We start from the raw sequence: 17,499 nt of genomic DNA, 5'->3' as shown, positions 1-17,499 counted from the left end.
TAGTTCAGCCGCCGTCCAGCGGTCGCAGCCGCGCCCGCTCCGCCTCGCGCAGCACCCGCAGGTGCGGTTCGCCGTCGCGCATCGCCAGGCCGTGCAGCTCGATGGAGCGCTGCGACTGCAGCAGCCGCACCAGGTAGCCCAGGATGGCCGCGTCGATCACCTGCCCCGGCACCAGCACCGGGATGCCCGGCGGATAGGGCACGATCTGGTCGCAGCAGACCCGCCCGACCAGCGCCGGATTGGGCAGGCCGCTGTCGTCGAGCAGCGCCAGACGCTCGCCCGCCTCGTAGAAGGCATCGCGCGGCAGGCAGGCCAGCCGGGTGAAATGCGGAATGCGCGGCAGCCGCGCCGCCGGGCGGGGCTCGCGGCGCTCCTTCTGCGCCTGGCGCGCCAGCCGCAGCATCGCGTCGAACAGCCGCGAGACCTTGCTGCGCGTCGTGCCGATGGTCAGCAGCAGCGTCAGCGTGCTGTGGGTGTTCTTCTCGATCTGGATGTTGAAGCGCTCGATCAGCTCGTCGCGCAGCTCGTCGGCGCCCCAGCCGGAGGCCGAGATGTCGATCGTCAGCTTGGTCGGATCGAGCCGGATGCCGTCGCTGCGCACCTCGTCGGCCAGCAGCTCGTCCAGGCCCAGCACCCGGAACACGCCGGTGGCGTCGATCTTCTCGCGCAGCTCGGCGGCGAAGCCCAGCGAGCGCTCGAGCAGGCCGTAGCCCTCCATCACCGCCTGCCGGCGCGCCACGTCCAGGCTGGCGATCAGGCCGTACTGCGGGCTGGTCGAGGCATGCATGTTGAAGTTCTCCCGGAACAGGTGCTCGTCGAAGCCGGGATCGTTCACATGGATCATGCTGGCCTGCGAGAAGGCCGACAGCACCTTGTGCGTGCTCTGGGTGACATAGTCGGCGCCGGCCTCCAGCGCGGTCGGGCGCAGCTCGGGGTGGAAGCGCGCGTGCCCGTACCAGGCCTCGTCGACGATCACCTTGATGCCGGCGGCGTGCGCTGCCTCGATGATCGGCGCCAGCTCGTAGCGCAGGCCGTCGTAGGTGCAGCTGGTCAGGATCAGCACGCGCGCCTCGGGGTGATCCTGGATCGCCTGCAGCACCCGCGCGCGCGGCACCGGCCCGAACAGGCCGTGGCGCTCGTTGACCGAGGAGTCCAGGTACACCGGCCGCGCGCCCGACAGGATCACGCCGTGGTGCACCGACTTGTGGCAGTTGCGGTCGAGCAGCAGCGTGTCGCCCGGCGCCAGCAGGGTCTGGAAGATGACCTTGTTCGAGGTCGAGGTGCCGTTGGTGGCGAAATAGGTGCGCCGCGCGCCGAAGGCCTGCGCGGCCAGGCGCTGCGCCTGCGCGATCACGCCGGTGGGATGCAGCAGCGAGTCGAGCTGCGGCACCGACACCGAGAGATCCGCGCGCAGCATCTGCTCGCCCACGAAGTCGTGGAAGTCGCCGACCCAGGGGCTGGCGCGGTAGGCGTCGCCGCCGGCATGGCCCGGCGTGTGCCAGGAATCCTTGGCCTGCGCCACATAGGCGCGCAGCGCGTCGTAGAAGGGCGTGGCCGCGGTCTCGGCCACCTCGGCCGCCAGGATGCGCACCCAGCCGGCCGGATCGGCATCGCTCCGGAAGAAATAGCCGTCGACCCGCTCGCTGGCCAGCGCCTCGACCAGGCCGCGGGTGTCGTCGTCGTCGAGCAGCAGGTAGATCGACAGCTCCGGCCGGCACTGGGCCAGCGCCTGCGCCAGCGCGACCGCCTCGTCGCCCTGATGCAGGTCGATCAGCACCAGCTGCACCGCCGCATCGGCACGCACCGCCGCCAGCGCCTGCCCGGGCGCGGCACCCTGCACCGCCAGCGCCGGGCGCAGTGCAGCGCGGCACGCCTCGGCCGCCAGCGCCGCGACCAGCGCGGCGCGGCCGGCCTCGTCATGGCCGACGACAAGAAGATGGACGACGGGATCGGTGCTTGGAAGGCTCATCGCAGGCTCATGGCAAAAGGTTGCAGATGTGCGGCCGCGTGACGGGATGCATCATTCCTGAAACCGCCATGGTCTTGGCGCAACCATCCCCCACGAATCGGTGGTCAAGAGTCACTGCGTTCAGGATAGCCTGCGCGCAGATGCCTGAACTGCAAGAACTTCACAGGCACTCCGAACCCGCCTTCAGCCCCACGCCAAGACAAGGTCAGAACAACATGCTGGCTCATGCCCGACACGATACCGCCCCCTCCCCGGCGCTGAGCGCCGTTCCGAAGTCCGCGCCCGAGCGCGCGCGTTCGGTCCCGGCGGCCGACGTGGCAAGCATCGGCCTGAGCCAGCCGTCCGACTGGGTGGAGATGCTGGAACTGGTCGACCGCTGCTTTCCCTATGCGACCGAGGACATGATGGGCTGGTGGCTGTGCTACCAGCGTCCGCTGCTGCATGTGGCGCGTCTGGACGGGCGCGTCGCCGGCTTCGTGCATGTGCAGGCCCGGCCCGAGAGCGACACGCTGTGGATCAACATCCTGGCGGTGACCGAGGAGTTCCGCCACCGTGGCATCGCCCGCCAGCTGCTGGCGCACTGCGAGCGTCTGGCCGCCGAGTGGGGCCTGGGCCGGCTGGGCCTGCAGTGCCACGAGGCCAATGCCTCGGCGCTGCGGCTGTATGCGCTGCAGGGCCATGCACAGGTCGGCGAGGACTTTCATGCCGATGCCGGCGGCCGCTACATCGTGCATGACAAGGCGCTGCCGGCCAGCGCCATCGCCGCGGCGGTGCGCACGCCGGCCGCCGATCCGCGCTGGCGCTGCATCGCGCACCGCCTGATCTATCGCGCCTGGACCCGCCGGCGCGCGCGCACCACGCGCTGACTGGCCGCTGAACGCCCGAACTGCAAGTCCGCTGCGGCTTGTGTCATCCTCACGCCCGCGGCGATCGGGGCCGCACATCGAGGCAAGGGATGACGAGCAGGCGGGGATCGGAGACAGGGCGACGACAGCGGGTCGCCGACGTGGTGGCGGCGCAGATCGAGCCGCTGACCCGATTCAGGGCCCAGGACCTGCGCGAGCTCGGGCCCGAGCAGGAGTCCTGGGCCGACCTCACCGTCACCACCCGTCAGCGGGTCGAGCTGGACTGGATTGTCACCGCGCACCCCGGCGCGCTGCCTGAGGGCATCGCCGCCTGCGCCGACGCCCAGGCGCTCGAGACCGAACTGCAGGCCCGGCTGGCCGAAGCCGAGCGCACCGCGCCGGCCCTGATCCAGCACTGGGCCCATGAGGACAGCGGCCGCTACCGTCGGCTGCTGCCCGGCGGGCTGTTCAGCTCCGGGCTGGAAGCGCCGCTGGGCCTGGACGAGACCTGCCCGGCCTGCGAGGGCCGCGCCCGGCTCGACTGCCCCGACTGCAGCGGCGGGCAGCAGCCCTGCGCCGGCTGCCACGGCAGCGGCCGGATCGGCTGCGCCGACTGCCGCGGCCTGGGCCGCATCGCCTGCGGCGCCTGTCACGGCAGCGGCCGCACCGCGTCGGCACCGGCCGGCGGCACGACCGGCTGCCAGGCCTGCAGCGCCAGCGGCTGGATCGACTGCCGCACCTGCCAGCGCCAAGGCGAGCTGCCCTGCCCCGACTGCGGCGGCCGAGGCCGCCGGGACTGTGCACGCTGCCAGGCCCGCGGCGAGATCGACTGCACCGACTGCCAGGCCAGCGGCCGACGCCACCGCATCGGCCGGCTGCGCGAGCAGATCCTCGTCGAGGACCAGATCGACATTCATCATCCGGATGCCACGGTGGCGGCGCTGTGCGCCCGCCATCTGGCCGACCCGGCAGCGCTGGGCCCGCTGGCGACGCTCGAGGCGGTGCGCTGGACCACCGCGCCCTTCGCGGTCCAGGCCACCCACCGGCTGCGCCTGCCGGTGCGACAGGTCACGCTGCAGATCGGCGCACAGCCGCAGACCTTCACCGCGCTCGGGCCCGAGCTGCGGGTGCCGGAGCTGCACCACGCGGCCTCCCGGCTGCTCGCGCTCGACCTGCAGACGCTCGAGCGCAATGCGCTGGGCAGTGGCCGGCATGTGTCCGAGGCCCTGCAGCGCTTCCTGGCCTCGCCGCTGAACGCACGCATCGCGGTGATCGGCCCTGCGGCGGCCACCGGCGACGACCGGGTCGCGCCGGACTATCCGGCCCAGGCCCGCGAGCGCATGCAGCAGGCGGTGGAGCGCCTGTGGCAGCAGCGGCTGTGGCGCCCGGGCGTGGCGCTGCTGGCCGGCGCGGCGCTGCTCTCGGGGGGCTTCGCGCTGCTCACCGCGCCGCGGCCGGACTGGATGCTGAGCGCGCTGGGCGGGGGCGTGGCGGCGGCGACCGGTGCGCTGGCGCTCGACTGGCGACTGCGGCGCCAGCTCGCCGCCGAATTCGGCGGCGAGGCCGGCGCGGCGCTGGTGCGCCTGCTGCGGCGTGCGCCGGTCTGGCGCCGCGGCATGGGCCTGGGCATCGGCATGACGCTGCTGGCCTGCGCGCTGCTCGCCTGGTCAGCCACCCGGCTGCCGCCGGCCAGCACCCGCATCGCGGCGCAGCAGGCCGAGCAGCAGGCGCAGGCGCAGCTCGCGCACTGGGCCCAGACCGGCCGCGACTACCGGCTGCGCACCTACCCGCCCGCCGACTGGCTGCGGACCCGCATGGAAGCGGGCGACCGGCAGGCGCAGCAGGTGCTGGCCTGGGCGCTGCTGCTGGGCGTGGCGGACCGGCCGGTCGATGCCGCCGCGGCGCGCCGCCTGCTCAAGCCCCTGGCGACGGAAGTGCCCACCGTCGACCCGGCGGTGCGCATCGGTCTGGCCCGAGCGACCTTGCTGCTCGAGCCGCGCTCCGCTGCGGCGCTGCAGGCGGCCGCCGACGATCTGGCCTCGATCCAGGAAAGCCAGGTGCCCGAGGCCACCTACACCATCGCGCTGCTGAGGCTGGCCCCGGCGCTTGTCGCCCGCCACGGCACGGCCGCCGGCCTGGAGGCGCTGCAGCATGCCGCCGACATGGGCCACCCTTCGGCCTGCCTGGACCTGGGCCGTCGTCTGGCCACCGGCCACGGACTGCGCCGCGATCCGGTCGCGGCCCGGCGCTATCTCGGCTTCGCCGCCGAACGCGGCCTGCCCGGTGCGCAGCAGGCGCTGACCACGCTGAAATGAGCGGGCAAACCGCGCGGCCCCGCAGCGACATCCTCTCGTTGCACCGAAGCGACATTTCGCCAAAGATGGCTTGATCCGCATCAGCAAGGGATGACAAGCCCGGACCCGAGCTGTTCCAATCGCGGTCCTGAAGGGGAGTAGTCCCGCGCAGGTTCCAGTCCCGGATCACCTGCCGAGCGCGATTCGTCAATACGTGGCGGCCTTGCGGCCGCCTCCGGATCGAGCGTCGAGCCACCCGGCACGATGGACAAGACCTTCGACCCGCTGCAGTCGCGGCGCGGGTTGAAGGCCGAACCGCTCCCGGGTCGCCTGCCGGATGCCTGCACGCGTGCTGCGTTGAATCGAACGAACAGCCGTTCTTGCCTGCGCACACCGCACCGTCCTCATGGAACTCTTCTCCTCCGCCTGGTTCTCGGCCCTGCTGGCCATCATCCTGATCGACATCGTCCTGGCCGGCGACAACGCCATCGTCATCGCGCTGGCCGCGCGCAACCTGCCCCCGCATCTGCAGAAGAAGGCGATCATGTGGGGCACCGTCGGCGCGATCGCGGTGCGCTCGCTGATGACGCTGGGCGTGGTCTGGCTGCTGAAGATTCCCGGCCTGATGCTGGTCGGCGGCCTGGGCCTGCTGTGGGTCGCCTACGGCCTGATCAAGCCGCAGGACGGCGGCGATGACCACGGCCCGGTGGCTAGCACCTTCTGGGGCGCGATGCGCACCATCATCGTCGCCGACGCGCTGATGGGCGTCGACAACGTGCTGGGCGTGGCGGGCGCTGCGCATGGCGCCTTCGACCTGGTGGTCATCGGCCTGCTGATCAGCGTGCCGATCGTCGTCTGGGGCAGCCGCCTGGTGCTGGGTCTGGTCGAGCGCTTCCCGGTCATCACCGAGATCGGTGCCGCGGTGCTGGCCTTCACCGCCGCCAAGATGATCCTGGGCGAGAAGCTGCTGGGCGACCTCTTCACCGCGCAGCCGGCGCTGAGCTGGGTGCTCTACGCGGTGTGCATCATCGGCGTGCTGGGTGCCGGCCGCCTGGCCGCGCGACGTGCGTCGCGTGAGGATGCCGCACCCGCGGCCTGAACCTCGGGGGACATCGAACAAGGGGGATGCAGCCGTGCCGGAATTGTCAAGGCCGATTTGACCAAGGGTTTACCCTCAGGTACAAACCGGACCCAGACAGAACTTGCACAAGATCATCATGCTGTACACCCCGATGAACCCGCTGACCGCCCTCTCTCCGCTGCGCGCCGCGCTGCCCTCGCAGCAGCGCGACGCCGACCGCGCGCTGCGCAACTGGCTGGCCCTGCCCTTCGACATGGCCCGCGCGCAGTACGCCAACGCGGTGCGCGGCGGCCTGATCCGGCCGTCGAAGCTGGCCTCGCGCGACTTCGAGCAGTTGGTCGGCTCGATGGAGCGCCTGACGCTGGGCCCGCTGGCCCGCCGCGTCTGAGCCTTGTGCGGCCTCAGCCGAGCCGGCGCCCGCTGAACTCGGCCAGATAGAACCACTCGGCGCCGGTGCGCGCCCGCGGGTTCGGGAACACCACCCGCCCGTCGGCCGGCGCGAGCACCTCGCGACCATCGGCGCGCCAGCCGATCACCTCGCCGGCGCGCACCGCGTCGAAGCTCGCCCAGTCGCGCGCCAGGCGGTCGCCGTCGGCCTCGCGGTCGATCACGTCGACCAGGCGCACCACCTCGAAGTCCGGCCGCGCGCAGGGCGCGGACGCGCCGATGTCGATCATGCCCAGGTGCTCGAGCGTGCGCAGCGTCGCCTGCCAGGCCACCTCGGGCGCGGCCGGATCGTCATGGCGGCCGCACTCCAGCGTCAGCCCCCAGCCGCCGGCCGAGCGCATGTACTCGGTCGTGCCGATGCCGTACTGCGCATCGCCCCCGCGCCGCGCCACGCCCTTCGCATAGGCCTCCAGCCAGCCCTCGACCACCTGGCGCACGCCCAGCGCCGCCGCCAGCGCGGTCTCGGCCGCCTCGTGGCGGAAGGGCTCGAGATCGCCGTCGTTGTCGCGCGGGCCGACCATCACGAAGGGCTCGCCGTCGGTGTGGAAGGAATGCAGGTCCAACAGCACCTCGTGGCGCGCCAGCAGCGGGCACAGCACCCGCGCGATGCGGTCCTCATGGTCCTGCGGGATCGCCACCGGCAGCAGCCGGCGGTTCAGGTTGCGCTCGCCCTCGCGCCGGCCGGCCCGGTGCGCCATCGGGTTGCAGACCGGCACCAGCGTCAGCTCGCCGCGGCGCAGCTGCAGCCGGCCGGCATCCAGCGCCTCGATCAGCCGGCCCAGCGCGACCGTGCCGCAGGTCTCGTCGCCGTGCACGCCACCGAGCACGATCAGCTTCGGGCCGGGCTGCAGCCCGAGGTACTGGTGCACGCGCAGCACGCCGGCCGGTGTGCGCGGGAAATCGTTTCGGTTCATGAAGGCAGCATAGCCCGGCGCGCAGGCCGGCGTCAGCGGGATGGCCCGATGGGCACAGGCACCGCCTCGCGGTCGCTCAATGGGCGGCGCCGCCGGCGCCCGGATGCAGCCGCCGCCAGGTCTGCGAGAGCAGCTCGCCGTACATGCGCCGGTAGTCCTGGGCGAAATGGCCGAAGTGCCAGAAGCCCCACTGCGCCGCCGCCTCGGTGACCGAGGGCGCCTGGCGCAGCGCCCGGCGCGCGCCGGCCAGCCGGGTCGCGCGCAGATAGGCCGCCGGCGCCAGCCCCAGCACCTGCTGGAAGGCCGCCTGCAGCGTGCGCCGGCTGGTCCCCAGCTCGGCGCAGAGCGTGGCGACCGTGACCGGCGTTTCCGGATCGCGGTCGACGATCGCGCGGGCCTGCTCGACCAGCAGGCGCGGGCGCTGGCCGGCATCGGGCGGCAGCGCCGCCGCCCCGACCAGCAGCTCCAGCGCATTGGACTGCGCCGCCTGCCGCAGCATGCTGCGCATCGCCGGATTGCCCAGCAGCCGGGGCTGCGCGGCCAGCATCTCGAAGGCGCCGCGCATGAAGTCGCGCAGCGTCGCCAGCGCGCCCTGGGGCGCGCGGTGCAGCGTCGCCACCTGGCCGATGCGCTCGAGCAGTGCCTGCTCCTCGGGCGTGGCCAGCCGTGCCAGCTCGGCACGGTCGAACTCCATGCCGGCCATCACCAGTCCGGCCGGCGTGAAGAACTCGAAACCGCCACGGCCGGAAAAGGTGCAGAAATGGCCCGCGCCGTCCTGCGCCTCGGCGTCATCCCCCGTGGCCTGCCAGTCGGAGCGGCCGCAGAAGCGCGCCGGCCCGGCCTGCACCACCTCCGGCAGCGCCAGCGGCAGCCCGAGCGCGAGCCGGTCGGCGCGCAGCTCCCCGCGCTGGTGCAGCCGCTGGCTGGTGGCCTCGACGAAGAGATGCACGCCGTCAAGCCAGGCCTCGTCGATGCGGCCCTCGAAGCCACCGGCCGACAGCTGCGCGTAGTCCTGATGCCAGTCGGTCAGCAGCGCGGCCTGCTCATCGACATCGCGGGTGTCGACATGCTGCACCGCGACAGCGGGACAGGCGGTCAGGGCGGCATCGGGCGGAGCGGAAAGAGCGGTCATGGCAAGGGCGGCGGCAGGCGGAAGACGGCGGCGGGAGCCACGCACCAGCACTGGGCGGCCGGACTCCGGTCGCCCAGCATCCAGCAAGCGCCATGCCGGCGCATCGGGATCGCTCCGGAACCCGGCACTGCCAAAACTGGATAGCGCGCCCGTGGCCGGCGCAGCCACCATCGGCGCCATTCCCGAACGTCTTCCTCTTTGCAAGGAGTCCGCGTCCATGACGACACCCGAGACGACATCCGCAACCACACAGCTGAAGCCGGCGCTGAACGCCTGGCACCTCTGGGGCCTGGCCGTCGGCCTGGTGATTTCCGGCGAATACTTCGGCTGGAGCTACGGCTGGGCCAGCGCCGGCACGCTGGGCTTTCTGGTGACCGCGCTGCTGGTGGCGCTGATGTACACCAGCTTCATCTTCAGCTTCACCGAGCTGACCACCGCGATTCCGCATGCCGGCGGGCCCTTCGCCTACGCCTCGCGGGCGCTGGGGCCGACCGGCGGCTTCGTCGCCGGCTTCGCCACGCTGGTGGAATTCGTGTTCGCGCCGCCCGCCATCGCGCTGGCGATCGGCGCCTACCTGAACGTGCAGTACCCCGCGCTCGATCCGAAGCTGATGGCCGTCGGCGCCTATCTGGTGTTCATGACGCTCAACATCGTCGGCGTGAAGACCGCCGCCACCTTCGAGCTGTTCGTGACGGTGGTGGCGATCGGCGAGCTGCTGATCTTCATGGGCGTGGTCGCCCCCGGCTTCTCCTGGGACAACTTCACCGCCAAGGGCTGGGCCGGCGCGGACGAGTTCTCGATCGGCACGCTGGCGGGCATCGCCGCAGCGGTGCCGTTCGCGATCTGGTTCTTCCTGGCGATCGAGGGCGTGGCGATGGCCGCCGAGGAGGCCAAGGATCCGAAGGTGACCATTCCGCGCGCCTACATCGGCGGCATCCTGACGCTGCTGGTGCTGGCGATCGGCGTGATGATCTTCGCCGGTGGTGCCGGCGACTGGACGAAGCTCTCCAACATCAACGACCCGCTGCCGCAGGCGATGAAGATGATCGTCGGCGAGAACAGCGGCTGGCTGCACATGCTGGTGTGGATCGGCCTGTTCGGCCTGATCGCCAGCTTCCACGGCATCATCCTGGGCTACTCGCGACAGATCTTCGCGCTGGCCCGCGCAGGCTACCTGCCGGCCCGCCTGGCCAGCGTGCATCCGCGCTTCGGCACGCCGTGGCTGGCGGTCATCGCCGGCGGCGTGATCGGCATCCTGGCGATCTTCAGCGACGAGGTGATCAGGATCGGCGGCCAGACGCTGACCGCCAACATCGTCACCATGTCGGTGCTCGGCGCCATCGTCATGTACATCATGTCGATGTGGAGCCTGTTCGTGCTGCGCCGCAAGGAGCCGACGCTCGAGCGTCCCTTCCCCGCGATCGGCTATCCGGTGCTGCCGGCGATCGCGCTCGGTCTGGCGCTGCTGTGCCTGATCACGATGGTCTGGTTCAATCCGCTGGTGTCGGCGATCTTCGCCGGGCTGATGGCGCTGGCCTACGGCTACTTCCGCCTGACCGCCGGCCACCGCGCGACGCTGGCCGCCGACGAGGACCTCCTCCCGCAGACCTGATCCCCCACTCCGCTCACTCAGGCTGGATGCCCATGCCCTATTCCCACACGCTGGGCGGCCAGGTCTGGCAATTCGCCGACCTGGCCACGCTGATGGCCCGAGCCACCCCGCTGCGCTCGGGCGACGTGCTCGCCGGCGTGGCCGCGCGCACCATGACCGAGCGCATGGCCGCGCGCATGGCGCTGGCCGAGCTGCCGCTGAAGGTCTTCCTGTCCGAGGCGCTGGTGCCCTATGAAGTCGACGAGGTCACCCGGCTGATCGTCGACAGCCATGACGCGGCCGCCTTCGCCGAGATCGCGCACCTGACGGTGGGCGACTTCCGCGACTGGCTGCTGCTCGATGCCACCGACGAGGCCACGCTGGCGCGGGTGCGCCGCGGCATCACGCCGGAGATGGCCGCAGCCGTCTCCAAGCTGATGCGCAACCAGGACCTGATCCGGGTGGCGCGCAAGTGCCGGGTGATCACGCGCTTCCGCAACACGCTCGGCCTGCCCGGGCGCATGGCGATGCGGCTGCAGCCCAACCACCCGACCGACGACGCGCGCGGCATCGCGCTGTCGATGCTCGACGGGCTGATGTACGGCGCCGGCGACGCGGTGATCGGCATCAACCCGGCCGGCGACGGGCTCGACGCGCTGGGCGACCTGATGCGGCTGACCGACGAGGTGATCCAGCGCTTCGGGATCCCGACCCAGTCCTGCGTGCTGACGCATGTGACGAACCAGATCCGCGCCATCGAGCAGGGCGCGCCGGTCGATCTGGTCTTCCAGTCGATCGCCGGCACCGAGGCGGCCAACCGCAGCTTCGGCATCGACCTGGCGGTGCTGCGCGAGGCGCGCGAGGCGGCGCTCTCGCTCGGGCGCGGCACGCTGGGCGACAACGTCATGTACTTCGAGACCGGCCAGGGCTCGGCGCTGTCGGCCGGTGCCCACCACGGCCTGGACCAGCAGACCTGCGAGGTGCGCGCCTACGCGGTGGCGCGCGCCTTCGAGCCGATGATCTGCAACACGGTGGTCGGCTTCATCGGCCCGGAATACCTCTTCGACGGCAAGCAGATCGTGCGCGCCGGGCTGGAGGACCATTTCTGCGGCAAGCTGCTGGGTCTGCCGATCGGCTGCGATGTCTGCTACACCAACCATGCCGAGGCCGACTCGGACGACATGGACAACCTGATGCTGCTGCTGGGCGCGGCCGGCGTCACCTTCCTGATCGGCGTGCCCGGCGCCGACGATGTGATGCTGAACTACCAGAGCACCTCCTTCCACGACGCGCTGGTGCTGCGCGAGGTGCTGGGCCTGAAGCGCGCGCCCGAGTTCGAGGCCTGGCTGCAGCGCATGGGCCTGGCCGACGCCGAGGGCCGGCTGCTGCCCTCCCCGTCGCGGCATGCGCTGCTGGAGCATTTCGCATGAGCGACGCCGACCACGACGCCGACCGCCGACACGACGAGGGCGCGCTGGTACCCGCCGATACCTGGGCCGCACTGCGCAGGCTGACGCCGGCGCGCATCGGCCTGGGCCGCGCCGGCGCCAGCCTGCCCACCCGCGAGCTGCTGGCCTTCGGCGCGGCGCATGCGCAGGCGCGCGACGCGGTGCACCTGCCGCTCGACGTCGCCGCGCTGCGCCCGCGCCTGCAGGCGCTCGGGCTGCAGACGCTCGAGGTGGCCAGCGCCGCCGCCGACCGCCCGACCTATCTGCTGCGCCCGGACCTGGGCCGGCGGCTCGGCGGCACCGGCGGCGCGCTGCTCGACGCGCACACGGCCGCGCACGGCCCGCTGGCCGACGACGCGCTGCTGATCGTCGTCGGCGACGGCCTGTCCTCGGCGGCGATCGAGCGCCAGGCGGTGCCGCTGCTGGCCGAGATCCGGCGCCAGCGCCCGCCCGGCTGGTCACTCGGCCCGGTGGTGGTGGCCACGCAGGCGCGGGTCGCGCTGGGCGACGACATCGGCCAGCGCCTGGGCGCGGCGATGGTGGCGGTGCTGATCGGCGAGCGCCCGGGCCTGAGTTCGCCCGACAGCCTCGGCGTCTACCTGACCCGCGCGCCGAAGGTCGGCCGCAGCGATGCCGAGCGCAACTGCCTGTCCAATGTGCGCGCCGAAGGCCTGGTGCACGCCGAGGCGGCGCGCAAGCTGTGGTGGCTGGCCGAGGCCGCACGCCGGCTGGGCGCCACCGGCGTGGCGCTGAAGGACGACAGCGGCCTGGCGCCCGGCGCCGGTCTGGGCGTTGCCGAGGCGACTCCGCTGCCATCCGGCCGGAGCGGCTGAAGCCGGCCCCTGGCACCGCGCCGGCCCGCGATCCGGTGCATCATCGCGGCCGTGCCGCACCAGGATCTTCTCTTCGACCCGCCCGAGCCCGCCGCCGTCGCGCCGGCCCGCCTCGACCCCGCGCTGACCGCGCTGGCCCGGCAGCTGCCCGCCGGCCTGCGCCTGGGCACCTCGTCCTGGAGCTTTCCCGGCTGGACCGGCCTGGTCTGGGCCGGACGGCATGACGAGGCGACGCTGGCCCGCGAAGGCCTGGCCGCCTACGCGCGCCACCCGCTGCTGCGCACCGTCAGCCTCGACCGCAGCTACTACCGGCCGATGACGGCGGCGCAGTTCGCCGCGCTGGCCGCGCAGGTGCCCGAGGACTTCCGCTTCGTCGTCAAGGCCCCGGCGCTGATCAGCGACGGCGCGCAGCGCGACGCCGGCGGCCGGCCGGTCGGGCTCAACCCGGCCTTCCTCGACCCGGTGCTGACCACCGAGCAGTTCGTGCAGCCGGTGCTCGAGGGCCTGGGCGCGAAGGCCGGCGCGCTGGTGATCGAGATCGGGCCGCTGCCCGGCGCGCTGAAGGCCGACCTGCCGGCGCTGCTGCAGCGGCTGGCGCGTCTGCTCGACGCGCTGCCGGCGCTGGCGCCGCAGGCCCCGGAGGCGGTGATCGCGGTCGAGGTGCGCGATCCGGAATGGCTGGTGCCCGCCTTCCGCGATGTGCTGAAGGCCGCAGGCGCGCGCTACTGCCTGGGCCTGCACCCGCGGCTGCCGCCGATCGAGGCGCAGCTGCCGTTGCTGCGCGCGATGTGGCCCGGCGCCTTCGTCTGCCGCTGGAACCTCAACCGGCGCCACGGCGCGCACGGCTACGAGGCCGCCAAGGCCGGCTACGCGCCCTTCGACCGGCTGGTCGATCCCGATCCGGCCACCCGCGAGGCGCTGGCGCGCATCATGCGCGGCACCGCCGCGGCCGGACACCCGGTGCTGGTCACCGTCAACAACAAGGCCGAGGGCTCGGCGCCCTGCTCGGTGGTCGAGCTGGCACGGGCGGTCGCGCCGGCCTGAGCGCCGGCCTCAGGCGAAGGCCCGCAGCCATGCGCCCAGGCTGGCCGGATCGCGGCAGTAGCCCAAGTCGCGTTCCAGTGCGGTCGCGCGGGCGCGCAGCTCGCGGATCTCGGTGCCGAGCAGCGTCTCGACCAGCTGCGGCGTGATGGTGTCGGCGCGCGCGGGCAGGTCCGGGCGCAGCACCGCGAAGCGGCGCACCATCTCGTCGATCTCGGCCTGCAGGCGCTCGCGCTGCGCGCCCAGCAGCGCGATCAGGTCGCGCAGCCGCGCCTCCTCGTCGCCCCCGGCGGCGGCAGCGGCCGCAGCGGCCACCACCGGCGCGGCGACCGGCTCGGGCAGATGGAGGCGCTGCAGCTCCAGCAGCGCCAGCAGGTCGCCGGCGGCGTAGGCCTGGTTGGCCTGCTGCATCAGCGCGGTCTTGCGCGCGCGCTCGGCCTCGTCGGGCTCGCGGTCCGGGTGCAGCCGGCTGGCCAGACGGCGGTAGACCTCGCGCAGCGAGGCCGCGCCGGCGCTGGCGGTGCGCCCGCCGTGGCGCTCGCGGCGCTCGCGCTCGGCCTGGGCCTTGCGGCCCTGCTTGGCGGCCTGGCGGCTGGCCTCGGCCTGGGCGCGGCGGCGCGCGGCCTCGCGCTCCCAGGGCTCCAGGCCGTCGTCGGGATCCTCGGCCGGGGCGGCGGCCTCCTCGGCGTCCTGCTCGTCCTCGGCATCCTCGGCGGGCAGATCGTCCTGATGGCGCGCGCGCAGCGCCAGCATCTCGGCGTCGTCCGGCCGCTCGGCCAGCACCGCCGCGGCCAGCGACAGCATCCACTGGCCTGCCTTCAGCCGCGCCGCGCGGCCGATCGGCTTGCCCGGCGGCGGATCGAGGAACAGCGCACCCTCCATGCGCAGCGCCAGCTCGCGCAGCCGCTCGCACCAGCGCTTGAGCTCCGGCTGCAGCTCGCGCGCGACCCGCTCGTGATAGCGGCTCTCGCACTGCTGCCACTGCTGCAGCCGCTCGCGCAGCTGCTTGATCTCGCGCATCAGGCGGTCGTGGCGCTGCTGCGCCTCGCTGGCGCGGCGCGCGGGAACGGCGCCGGCCTCCTGCGCGGGCGAAGGGTCGTCGGCGGGCAGCGTCGCCGGCAGGGCCGGGTTCGGACAATCAGGACTCATGGGCGGCATTGTGCCGGCCCCTGAGCGCGGCCCGGTCTCCCGCCCAGCCCGCCTGTCAGCTCACCAGCCGACCTTGCCGCGCCCGGCCTTGACCTCGCCGCGCTGCGACTTGGCCTCGAGCCGGCGGCGCTGCGAGCCGCGCGTCGGCTTCGTCGCCTTGCGCGGCGGCAGCACCCGCGCGGCCTCGGCCACCAGCGCCTGCAGCCGCGCGACCGCCTCCAGCTTGTTCTGCTCCAGGCTGCGCGAGGCCTGCGCCTTGATGACGATGACGCCATCACGGCTGACGCGCTGGTCGGGCGACTGCAGCAGCCGCTCCTTGACCGCCTCCGGCAGCGAGGAGGCGCGGATGTCGAAGCGCAGGTGCACCGCGCACGACACCTTGTTGACGTTCTGCCCGCCCGGCCCCTGGGCGCGGATCGCGGTGAAATGCAGCTCGTGCGGGGAAAGGATCATCGCGCGGCCCCGGATGCGCTCATGCCGCGTCGTCGCCCACCGGGCTGAAGCGCAGCACGCGCTGCCCCTGGTGCTCCACGGTCTCGAGGAACATCGCGAACGGCCGCACCCAGTCGCCGACATCGCGGCCCAGCGGGCGATAGAGCACCATCGGCTCGAGGGACTCGCTGTGGCGCACCACGCCGAGCACCTGGTACTCGCCGCCCTTGTAGTGGCGATAGCGGCCGGTACGGATCGTCGGCAGCGGGGAGAGATCGTCGTCGTTCGTCATGGCGCGCATGGTGCGGCGGGCGGACGCGGGGCGCAAGCCCGGCGGGGCCGGGCGGGCCGCGGGGCAGCGGATCTTCGTTCAGGGCGCCGGGGGGAACTGCGCCCGGCCCTTCACGGTGGCATTCGCCTGGAAGGGAATGCGCTCGTCGACGAGCTGATGCCCGAACAGGTCGGTGACGCGAAAGCGGTAATGACCCGGCCCCTGCTTCGGCAGCGTCATCTCGAAGTAGTTGTGGTCCTTGCGCGGCACCTCGACCCACTGGCCACCGACGTCGTATTCCAGCCGCACCAGCGGGTTGCGGTGGTTGCGCACCTGCACCGCCAGCCAGTGGGGATTGAGCTTGAGGTCGCTGTCGTGCTTGAAGTGATACGCGATCGGCCCCGACAGCGCCGGGCTGACGAGCTGCCAGCGGATCGGCACGATGCCGGTCACCAGATCGGCGATCTGCGCGAAGGCCTCGCGACTCAGGTCGAGGTGGCCGGCCGGGCATTCCGGACAGCGGTTGACGATGCGCACCACGACGCTGCCCTTCGGCCCGTCGACCCGCACCGAGGCGCCGCACCATTCGGCCTGTCCGTACTGCACCGCGTTCATCGCCGCGATCAGGCGCTCGCGCGGGTCGGGATCGAAGCTGCAGTTCCCCGGGCCGGTGGCGTCGTAGTGGGTGGCGACGCCCTGCTGCGGCTCGGGCGTGGCCTGGGCGCGGGACTGCAGGGGCGAGAGCAGCAGGGGCAGGCAGAGCGCGATCCGGGCCAGCGAAGGAAGACGCCGCGCGGCTTTGTTGCATAAAGCGGCATTCTTTCCAAACCCCTACTCTGGCGCAACAATCGTGCGCCTCATGCTGAGCAAGGTTCTTTCTTGATATGGAATTTCTCAGCAAGGAAATTTGTTTCTGCAACAGAGCCACGCCGCGCGCGTCTTTTGTCGGAGGGTGCGAGGCAGAACGCCGCAGCAAAGACCGGTTGTAGTTTTGCAGTCGGCACCTTGTTCTCCCTGTCAGTCGCTGGTTTCGTGTGCGTTGGTTGGATCGTTTGAACTCTGCTCAGGCGGTTTCATGAAAACCTGCCCGGAGAGGTTTTGTTGACTTCGCGGGGATGCCCTTGTAGCCAAGGTAAACGGCGCTCAGCATGGAGCGCTTGATCGGGCAACGATGACGAAGCCATGCCCGATCAAGTGCGGAGTGCTGAGCGTCCGAATGAGGAGCAAAGCGACGAATGGCTTGACCGCCTTGTTATGTGTTCATTCATGCGGAAACCGATACCCTGCATTCACGCAGCCCATGAGCAAATCGTGAATCCGTTCGACCTCTGCCACGATAGGCAGTAGCTCATATTCGTTGCCTAGAAGAACGAACACCCGCGGATTGATATAGAAGCCTTTGAAAATATGAAGAGGAACCTCGCTTACCGGGACTTCGGCCCGTACATCATTCGGCAAAAATTCACCTACGTGATTTTCTTCCAAATACTTATCAAGCTTTTCATCGAAATGTTCCATTCCATCTCTGAGACTTCTGCACTTCAGAGCGCTGGACTCACCCGTTTTTAGCGCATTTCGGATCTTCTTGCCTCTTCTTTGGTGAGAGCTATTCGCGCCACCCCGGATGGGCCAAAGATACTTCGACAATAGAGCTGCGTGTTGAATGATGAGCTGAAGCTGTTCGAACAGTTTTTCTTTGGGTAGATCAAGTGCCTTTTCGTCATCGGATACGACAAGCTCAATCCAGTCTCCGACCACTTTCACAGCATCCAACGCGGAATTGGTGTGCCAAAGCATGGCTTCAATATAGAAGGCTTCAAATGGAGGATGAATATCGAAGTCGGCTTCCATGATTTTTACACATAACGAATGAAAGGGCCATCCCCTCGCACCGCGCCCGGCACAGAGGATTCTGCCAATAGGCTCAGCGCTTGCCCAGCGCGCACCATGGGGCGGCAAAAGCTCAACCCGCGGCTGCGGGCCGCAAGGAGATGACCATGACGGTGGTGTTTCTCGGGATCGATCTGGCCAAGAATGTCTTCGCGCTGCACG

16 protein-coding genes are annotated in these 17,499 nt (G+C 71.3%); 8 read left to right on the top strand and 8 right to left on the bottom strand.

All coding sequences use genetic code 11. The features are described from left to right. Window positions 1-4 precede the first annotated feature (4 nt). Window positions 5-1,969 (bottom strand): aminotransferase class I/II-fold pyridoxal phosphate-dependent enzyme, encoded by a 1,965-nt coding sequence (locus HZU84_RS11615; RefSeq protein WP_149503367.1) that lies wholly within the window; start codon window positions 1,967-1,969, stop codon window positions 5-7. Between the two features lie 314 nt (window positions 1,970-2,283). Between HZU84_RS11615 and HZU84_RS11610 the strand changes: the two genes are divergently transcribed. The 4 genes from HZU84_RS11610 to HZU84_RS11595 all read left to right on the top strand — a co-directional run bounded on the left by HZU84_RS11610 (window position 2,284) and on the right by HZU84_RS11595 (window position 6,577). Beyond that, a complete protein-coding gene (locus HZU84_RS11610) occupies window positions 2,284-2,835 on the top strand; it encodes a GNAT family N-acetyltransferase (protein ID WP_180692921.1) in 552 nt (183 codons plus the stop codon). 89 nt (window positions 2,836-2,924) lie between these two features. Further along, the gene (locus HZU84_RS11605) at window positions 2,925-5,129 is read left to right on the top strand and encodes a hypothetical protein (protein ID WP_149503365.1); all 2,205 of its coding nucleotides are present in this window, start codon (window positions 2,925-2,927) and stop codon (window positions 5,127-5,129) included. Window positions 5,130-5,514: 385 nt separating this feature from the next. Continuing rightward, window positions 5,515-6,207: a TerC family protein gene (locus HZU84_RS11600; RefSeq protein WP_149503364.1), complete on the top strand. Its 693-nt coding sequence runs from the start codon at window positions 5,515-5,517 to the stop codon at window positions 6,205-6,207. A 118-nt stretch (window positions 6,208-6,325) separates the two neighbouring features. Next, entirely contained in the window at window positions 6,326-6,577 is a 252-nt protein-coding gene (locus tag HZU84_RS11595) for a hypothetical protein (protein ID WP_149503363.1), read from the top strand. A gap of 13 nt (window positions 6,578-6,590) precedes the next feature. Here HZU84_RS11595 and HZU84_RS11590 read toward each other — a convergent pair whose 3' ends face one another. Together HZU84_RS11590 and HZU84_RS11585 are read right to left on the bottom strand one after the other, a co-directional pair. Further along, window positions 6,591-7,550, bottom strand: coding sequence for a M14 family metallopeptidase (locus HZU84_RS11590; protein ID WP_149503362.1), 960 nt, complete (start codon window positions 7,548-7,550; stop codon window positions 6,591-6,593). Between the two features lie 76 nt (window positions 7,551-7,626). Further along, a complete protein-coding gene (locus HZU84_RS11585) occupies window positions 7,627-8,682 on the bottom strand; it encodes a helix-turn-helix domain-containing protein (RefSeq protein WP_149503361.1) in 1,056 nt (351 codons plus the stop codon). Between the two features lie 217 nt (window positions 8,683-8,899). Between HZU84_RS11585 and eat the strand changes: the two genes are divergently transcribed. From eat to HZU84_RS11565, 4 genes are read left to right on the top strand one after another with little or no spacing between them, the layout of a single operon-like run. Further along, window positions 8,900-10,294, top strand: a complete 1,395-nt coding sequence (gene eat / locus HZU84_RS11580) for an ethanolamine permease (protein ID WP_149503360.1) — start codon at window positions 8,900-8,902, stop codon at window positions 10,292-10,294. A 32-nt stretch (window positions 10,295-10,326) separates the two neighbouring features. Further along, window positions 10,327-11,703, top strand: a complete 1,377-nt coding sequence (locus HZU84_RS11575; RefSeq protein WP_149503359.1) for an ethanolamine ammonia-lyase subunit EutB — start codon at window positions 10,327-10,329, stop codon at window positions 11,701-11,703. After that, the gene (gene eutC, locus HZU84_RS11570) at window positions 11,700-12,554 is read left to right on the top strand and encodes an ethanolamine ammonia-lyase subunit EutC (RefSeq protein ID WP_149503358.1); all 855 of its coding nucleotides are present in this window, start codon (window positions 11,700-11,702) and stop codon (window positions 12,552-12,554) included. The genes HZU84_RS11575 and eutC overlap by 4 nt, the downstream gene beginning before the upstream one ends. Window positions 12,555-12,605: 51 nt before the next feature. Next, window positions 12,606-13,598, top strand: a complete 993-nt coding sequence (locus HZU84_RS11565; RefSeq protein WP_244954468.1) for a DUF72 domain-containing protein — start codon at window positions 12,606-12,608, stop codon at window positions 13,596-13,598. Window positions 13,599-13,607: 9 nt separating this feature from the next. On the opposite strand, the gene HZU84_RS11560 is transcribed toward HZU84_RS11565, so the two are convergent. The 5 genes from HZU84_RS11560 to HZU84_RS11540 form a co-directional block, all read right to left on the bottom strand. Beyond that, window positions 13,608-14,744 (bottom strand): J domain-containing protein, encoded by a 1,137-nt coding sequence (locus HZU84_RS11560; RefSeq protein WP_149503356.1) that lies wholly within the window; start codon window positions 14,742-14,744, stop codon window positions 13,608-13,610. A gap of 60 nt (window positions 14,745-14,804) precedes the next feature. Then, window positions 14,805-15,197: an alternative ribosome rescue aminoacyl-tRNA hydrolase ArfB gene (arfB, locus tag HZU84_RS11555; RefSeq protein WP_149503355.1), complete on the bottom strand. Its 393-nt coding sequence runs from the start codon at window positions 15,195-15,197 to the stop codon at window positions 14,805-14,807. A gap of 19 nt (window positions 15,198-15,216) precedes the next feature. Next, on the bottom strand, window positions 15,217-15,468 hold the full coding sequence (locus HZU84_RS11550; protein WP_149503354.1) for a DUF1653 domain-containing protein: 252 nt from the start codon (window positions 15,466-15,468) through the stop codon (window positions 15,217-15,219). Window positions 15,469-15,546: 78 nt separating this feature from the next. Then, window positions 15,547-16,182, bottom strand: a complete 636-nt coding sequence (locus tag HZU84_RS11545) for an expansin EXLX1 family cellulose-binding protein (protein ID WP_276528787.1) — start codon at window positions 16,180-16,182, stop codon at window positions 15,547-15,549. Window positions 16,183-16,707: 525 nt separating this feature from the next. Beyond that, on the bottom strand, window positions 16,708-17,298 hold the full coding sequence (locus tag HZU84_RS11540) for a hypothetical protein (RefSeq protein ID WP_149503352.1): 591 nt from the start codon (window positions 17,296-17,298) through the stop codon (window positions 16,708-16,710). Window positions 17,299-17,499 lie beyond the last annotated feature (201 nt).

Source organism: Sphaerotilus sulfidivorans, assembly GCF_013426975.1.
Taxonomy (GTDB): domain Bacteria; phylum Pseudomonadota; class Gammaproteobacteria; order Burkholderiales; family Burkholderiaceae_C; genus Sphaerotilus; species Sphaerotilus sulfidivorans.
Note: the sequence above shows the minus strand (reverse complement) of the source record. Positions and strands in the feature narration are given on the sequence as shown.